The 6,121-nt window shown below is 70.3% G+C and carries 5 protein-coding genes; 2 read left to right on the top strand and 3 right to left on the bottom strand.

The window, feature by feature from the left end; genetic code table 11:
- Positions 1–162: 162 nt before the first annotated feature.
- From QWY80_RS02635 to QWY80_RS02625, 3 genes are all read right to left on the bottom strand, one after another.
- Complete coding sequence (locus QWY80_RS02635; protein WP_290229124.1) at positions 163–291, bottom strand: putative transporter small subunit; 129 nt, start codon at positions 289–291, stop codon at positions 163–165.
- Positions 292–360: 69 nt separating this feature from the next.
- Entirely contained in the window at positions 361–2,061 is a 1,701-nt protein-coding gene (locus QWY80_RS02630; protein WP_290229123.1) for a sodium:solute symporter family protein, read from the bottom strand.
- A gap of 487 nt (positions 2,062–2,548) precedes the next feature.
- The gene (locus QWY80_RS02625; protein WP_290229122.1) at positions 2,549–3,484 is read right to left on the bottom strand and encodes a DMT family transporter; all 936 of its coding nucleotides are present in this window, start codon (positions 3,482–3,484) and stop codon (positions 2,549–2,551) included.
- 107 nt (positions 3,485–3,591) lie between these two features.
- Here QWY80_RS02625 and QWY80_RS02620 point away from each other — a divergent pair, with 107 nt between their 5' ends.
- Positions 3,592–4,455 (top strand): LysR substrate-binding domain-containing protein, encoded by an 864-nt coding sequence (locus QWY80_RS02620; protein WP_290229121.1) that lies wholly within the window; start codon positions 3,592–3,594, stop codon positions 4,453–4,455.
- 144 nt (positions 4,456–4,599) lie between these two features.
- A complete protein-coding gene (locus tag QWY80_RS02615) occupies positions 4,600–6,078 on the top strand; it encodes a protein adenylyltransferase SelO (protein WP_290229120.1) in 1,479 nt (492 codons plus the stop codon).
- The last annotated feature ends 43 nt before the right edge of the window (positions 6,079–6,121 follow it).

The following is a 6,121-nucleotide window of genomic DNA, read 5'->3' as shown; positions in this document are numbered from 1 at the left end:
TGTGGTTTCGCGACTTACACAATACCGCAATCCATCGTCCGTTTTCATTAATATCAAATGGTTACGTCATCAGTGATGCCTTAAGTAAGTGTCATTCGGGTCAGGCCCCAAGGGGAACTTCGGGCCCTGTCCTCAGGGCCCGTGGCGTCCTCGCGGCGCGTTTCATACCAGCTCGCGCCGTTCTTCCTTTGCCTTGCGGCGATCGCGCAGTACCGCGCGGATGATCAGCGCCAGCACCCCCAGGGTGAGGGCGGGCCAGATCAGCACGTAGAAACCATAGAGTGCGGTCATGTCGAATCTCCTTCGGGCGCCGCCGACGCACGGCAGCGCCCGCGTTGCGTTGGGTTCAGCGTGATGAGATCAGCGCTGGGCAGCCAGTCCGGCGGCAGCCGGGACGCCGTCGTCTTCGGAAGGGGTCGGCGCCTCATGGGGGGCGTCGTAGTCGCCGACTCGTTCGCCGATGGTGGCGAAGTCGAAGCGCTCGCGGCTGGCCAGGCTCATCACCACGCAGACCAGGGTGCTGGCGCCGTAGGCGGTGAGGGAGGCGAGCAGCACGGTGTAGTCGCGCAGGAAGCCGGTGGCGAAGACCAGCATGGCGATCAGCGCCAGGGCGCCGGCGACGAAGCCGGCGGTGCGGCCGAGGAAGCCGAACACCATCAAGCCGATGATCACGCCGCCACCGATGCTGGCCAGCAGTTCGAAGAACAGGCCGCCGGGGCCGGCCAGCTCCACCAGCTCGAAGCGCGCGGCACAGAACAGCACCATGGCCACCAGCACCGAGGTGGTGAAGGCTGCGTTGGTCACGCGATTCCAGAAGCAACTGGCGATGACCGGGAAGACGATGGCCCCCCACAGGGCGCCGACGAAGACCAGCATCACCAGGATGTCCAGGGAGAAGCTGGCGAAGACGATGCCGATGGCCGTGGCGACGATCATGGTCAGGCGCCCCACCAGCAGCATGCGCCGCGGATCGGCCTTGCCGCGGGCGAGGTTCTTGCCGTAGACGTCGGCCATCATGATCGCCGACAGCGCCGAGAGGTCGGAGTCGGCGGTGGAAGAGAGCGAGCCGATCACCAGGATGAAGAACAGCGCGATGAACACCGGCGGCAGGTAGCCGGAGACCATCTGCGGAATCAAGTTGTTCATGTCGCCGTTGAGCGGCTCCACGCCCAATGTGAGCGCCATCAGGCCGATCATGCCCAGGCCGATGACGATGGCGCCGTAGCCCACGGTGGCGGTGAGGAAGGTGGGTTTGATGTGGTCCTCGTTCACCGCGAACAGGCGCTGGGAGATGGTCTGGTTACCGATGGCGTAGGCGAGCACGGCGACGAAGAAGGGCGCGCCCTGGTTGAGGATGGCTTCGAAGGAGAAGAAGTTCGCCTGCTCGGCGCTCAGGGTGTCGAGGCCGGCGACCAATTCGCCGGGGCCGCCCATGGCGAAGAAGACGGCGGGGATGATCACCACGGCGATGGCCATCAGCGCCACCAACTGGGCGAAGTCGGTCAGTACCGAGGCGCGGAAGCCGGACCACAGGGTGTAGAGCAGCACGCCCAGGCCGGCGATGATCACCCCGGCCTGGAAGGAGAGCGGCGAGAGTACCGAGACCAGGGCGCCGGCAGCGGTGAAGTTCACCATCAGGCTGATCACGCTGCCCAGTACGTTGGAGAGTGCCAGGATCAACTGGCTGGAGGCGCCGTGGCGGGCGTGGATCAGCTCGCCCAGGGTGTGGGCGTTGGGGGCGAGCTTCCTGAAACGCCGGCCGAAGGGGTAGATGAAGAGGATCATCAGCGCCCCCCACAGGCCATAGTGGATCGGGCCTGAGACGCCGTAGGTGTAGCCGGAGGTAGCGGCGGCATAGAAGGAGGCGGCCCAGATCCAGGTGGCGGTCATGCTGGCGGCGCCGATGCCGAAGCCCACGCGGTGATTGGAGACCATGAAGGCGTCGGCATCTTCGTTTTTCTTGCGGATGCCGAGCGTCAGCAGGTAGGTGCCGCCGTAGAAGGCGAGCAGCAGCAGGATGACGGTCGGGGTCGAGAACTGGTAGAGCGATTCGCTGTTCAAGGGCGGTCCCTCGGCAAGTGGAACGGAGGCGTTCCGGGCATCCCGGGCGGGCCTGGATGCCGAACGCGGCGATGGAGCTGGGGGGGGTGCCAGGGTCACGACACACCGACGCTGTGCGGCAGCCCGACATCGGGCGACCGGCACCGGAAGCGGCGCGGCGTCAGGGGTGGCGATCAGGCACGGCAGAGCCTGCCGTGGGAGGCATTACCCCGCGAGGGGGAGGTCGGGCGGCGGGCGGCGCGGCATGCACCGGCCCTCATCGGCGTAGTGGCGCGACATGGATTCCTTCTCTATCGATGGCGTCGTCGACGGTCAGTCGAAGGTACGGCGATCCAGTCTGCGGTGAGGCAAGACCAGGGTGGCCTGGCGCGGTGGCCGCGGCCAGTCGGGGATCGGGGTTGTCGGTGTTGTCCTGATCCGGGGGCCATCACCCTACCCATCCGAAGGTCGAATGTCCAATCTGCCCCGATCCGGAAGGCAACTGCCCTCAGCTCCGGCGAAACCGGCGGTGCGGCTCGGGGCGCCTGGCACTCGACGGTTCCTGGCCCGCGGTCATGCTGCCCGCCACTACCAGCACCGCGGCCACCGGCAGCCGCCAGTCCGGCGCCGTCACCCCGGCGAGCACCAGGAAGAGGGTCGCCAGCACCGGCACGGCGTGGGCCAGGTTGCCCAGGCGCTGGGCCTGCGGGTCCTTGAGGGCACGGTCCCAGGCCAGCATGGCGATGCCGTAGGGCCCGAGCCCCAGGGCCGCGGTGGCCAGCAGGGCGTCGGGCGAGGGCAGGGTGCGCACCCCCTCCAACAGCAGGCTGGCGGCGCCAGTCATGACGCTGGCGATGAGCAGCAGGTGCGGCATGCGCTCGCCGAGGCGATAGGCGGGCACCCGGCAGGCCAGCGAGTAGAGCGCCCAGCACAGCGCCGCCACCAGCGCCAGCAGGTAGCCCTCCCAGGCGCCGGAGAAGCCGCCCGTCAGGGCCTGGGGAGCGACCAGCAGGGCGGCGCCCGAGAACGCCAGCAGTGCGCCCCCGAGCGTGGCCGGCGACAGGCGCCGCCGCGCCAGCCACTGGCCGGCCAGCAGGAAGAGCACCGGCCAGGTATAGGTGATCAGCGCTGCCTCGGCGGCCGGCGCCAGGGAAAGGCTGGCGAAGCAGGCCCCCACCGCCCCGGCCACCAGCAGCGACACCCCGAGGTAGACCACCACGCCATGCCGCCTCGTGAGCGGCGCCTCGCGATGCCGCCGGCGGCGCGCCATGGGCAGGGTGCCCAGGGCGCCGGCCAGCAGCGCCAGCGCCGAGAGGCGCAGCGGCGGCAGTTCGCCGGCGGCAGCCACCAGCAGCGGCACCAGCGCCCAGAGCAGCACCGCCAGCCCGGCGGCGCCGGCGCCTTGCCAGCCGGAACGGGTGAGATGGGGCGTCTGGATCTGCATGGCGGGACCTCCTGGCCTGGGTGGGTGGCGCAGGCATCCTATCCGGTCCACAATCATCACAAAATCGATCTTTATTGATTGAATTCATCAATATTGGTGATGTATTGATGCGCGCCCCGACCCTCGACCTGAACCTGCTGCGCACCCTGGTGGCCGTCGCCGATACCGGCAGCGTCACCGCCGCCGCGCGGCGCCTGGCCTACACCCAGTCCACCGTGAGCATGCAGCTGAGCCGGCTGGAGTCGTCGCTGGCGGTGGCCCTGCACGAGCGGGCGGGGCGGCGGCTGCGCTTCACCGCCGAGGGCGAGCGGCTGCTGGGCCATGCCCGCCGGCTGCTGGCGCTGAACGACGAGGCGCTGGCCGACATGCGCACGCGCCGGGTCAGCGGCGAGGTGAACCTGGGCATTCCCGAGGACTATGCGCCCTTGCTCACCTCGGTGTTCTCCTGGTTCCACCAGCTCTACCCCGAGGTGCGCCTGCAGGTGGCCTGCGGCACCAGCGTCCACCTGGTGGAACGGGTGCGTGCCGCCGAGCTGGATATGGCGCTGGTGACCCGTCAGCGCCATTCGCCGGGCGGCGAGGTGATCCGCCGCGAGCCGCTGGCCTGGGCGGTGGGGCTGGAGCGCCAGCCGGCGCTTTCCGACCCGCTGCCGCTGGCGCTCTATTCGCCGGGCGCCGACCTGTTCCGCGAGGTGGCCGAGGCGGCACTGGCCGCGGCGGGGCGCGACTGGCGGGTGGCCTACACCAGCCAGTCCATGGCCGGGCTGGCGCCGGTGGTGCAGGCGGGTCTGGCCATCGTGGTGGTGACGCGCAACATGCTCACCCCGCAGCTGCGGGCGCTGGACGAGTCGAGCGGCCTGCCGGCGCTGCCCGCCGTGGAGCTGGCCCTGCACCGCGCCGCGCGGCGGCCCACCGAGCCGGCCCGGCGCCTGGCCGAGCTGATCCGCGAGCAGCTCACCCTGGAGGGCTGAACGGCCGGGGAACTCTAGTCGTGGCGGGGCGAGGGCGAAGGGACCGAACGAGGGGCGCCGGGCACGGGTCGAAAGCCCCAATCCCGAGCGATATACTCGGGTACCCATCCACCGGCTGCGCCGCAGCCGTCGACCGGAGCCGCCATGTTTCCCGAGTTCACCCTGCGCTACGCCCGCCTGCCCGAGCGTTTCCACGTGCGCTTCGCCCCCGTGCCGGTGCCCGAGCCTCGGCTGGTGGCCTTCAACCGGCCACTGGCCGAGGAGCTGGGCTTCGACCTGGGCGCCTTCGACGAGCGCCAGGCCGCCGACTGGTTCGCCGGCAATGCGCTGCCGGAGGGTGCCGATCCCATCGCCCAGGCCTATGCCGGCCACCAGTTCGGCAACTTCGTGCCGCGCCTGGGCGACGGCCGCGCCGTGCTGCTGGGCGAGGTCCGGGACCGGAACGGGGGCCTGCGCGATATCCAGCTCAAGGGGGCCGGGTGCACGCCCTTCTCGCGGGGCGCCGACGGCCGCGCCCCGCTGGGGCCGGTGCTGCGCGAATACCTGATCAGCGAGGGCATGCACTGCCTCGGCGTGCCCTCCACCCGGGCGCTGGCCGCGGTGACCACCGGCGAGCGGGTGTTCCGCCGGGTGCCGGAGCCCGGTGCCGTGCTGACCCGGGTGGCGGCGAGCCACCTGCGGGTGGGCACCTTCCAGTACTTCGCCGCCCGCGGCGACCTGGAGGCGGTGCGCACCCTGGCCGACATGGCCATCGAGCGTCACTACCCGGAGCTGGCGGAGATCGATGCGACCCGGCGCTACCTGGCCCTGGTGGAGGCGGTGCAGGCGCGTCAGGCGGCGCTGGTGGCGAAGTGGATGGGGCTCGGCTTCATCCATGGGGTGATGAACACCGACAACTGCGCCATCGCCGGCGAGACCCTCGACTACGGCCCCTGCGCCTTCATGGAGGCGTACGATGCGCGCACGGTGTTCAGCTCCATCGACGAGGGCGGCCGCTACGCCTACCGCAACCAGCCGTGGATCGCCCAGTGGAACCTGGCGCGCTTCGCCGAGACCCTGATCCCGCTGATCGACGACGATCAGGAGCGCGCCGTGGAGCGGGCCACCGAGGTGATCAAGCGCTATGAAGGCCAGTACGAGGCCGAGTGGCTGGCGGTGATGCGCGCCAAGCTGGGGCTGGCGGCCGAGGAGGAGGGCGACCGCCAGCTGGCCGAGGACCTGCTCGAGGCGCTGCACGCCGGCCGCGCCGACTTCACCCTGAGCTTCCGCCGCCTGGCCGAGCTGGCCGGTGACCCGCAGGCCGAGGCCCCGCTGCTCGAGCTGTTCGAGCGCGACGACCCCATCCGCACCTGGCTGCCGCGCTGGCGCGAGCGGCTGGCCCGGGAGGGCATCGAGATGGCGGACATCGCCACGCGGATGCGCGCCGTGAACCCGCTCTATATCCCGCGTAACCACAAGGTAGAGGAGGCGCTGGCCGCGGCGGTCGAGAAGGACGACTTCGCCCCCTTCGAGGCCCTGCGCGAGGTGCTGGCCGAGCCCTTTACCGAGCAGCCCGGCCGCGAGGAGTACACCCTACCGGCGCCGCCCACCGAGCGCGTGTTCCGCACCTTCTGCGGGACCTGAGGAGCAACACGCCATACTCGTCCGCCCAGGTAGTTGGAAGAGT

Origin of the sequence: Halomonas ramblicola (assembly GCF_030409215.1) — a bacterium.
GTDB lineage: Bacteria > Pseudomonadota > Gammaproteobacteria > Pseudomonadales > Halomonadaceae > Halomonas > Halomonas ramblicola.
The sequence above is the reverse complement of the archived record's forward strand: the minus strand, read 5'-3'. Positions and strand labels throughout refer to the sequence as shown.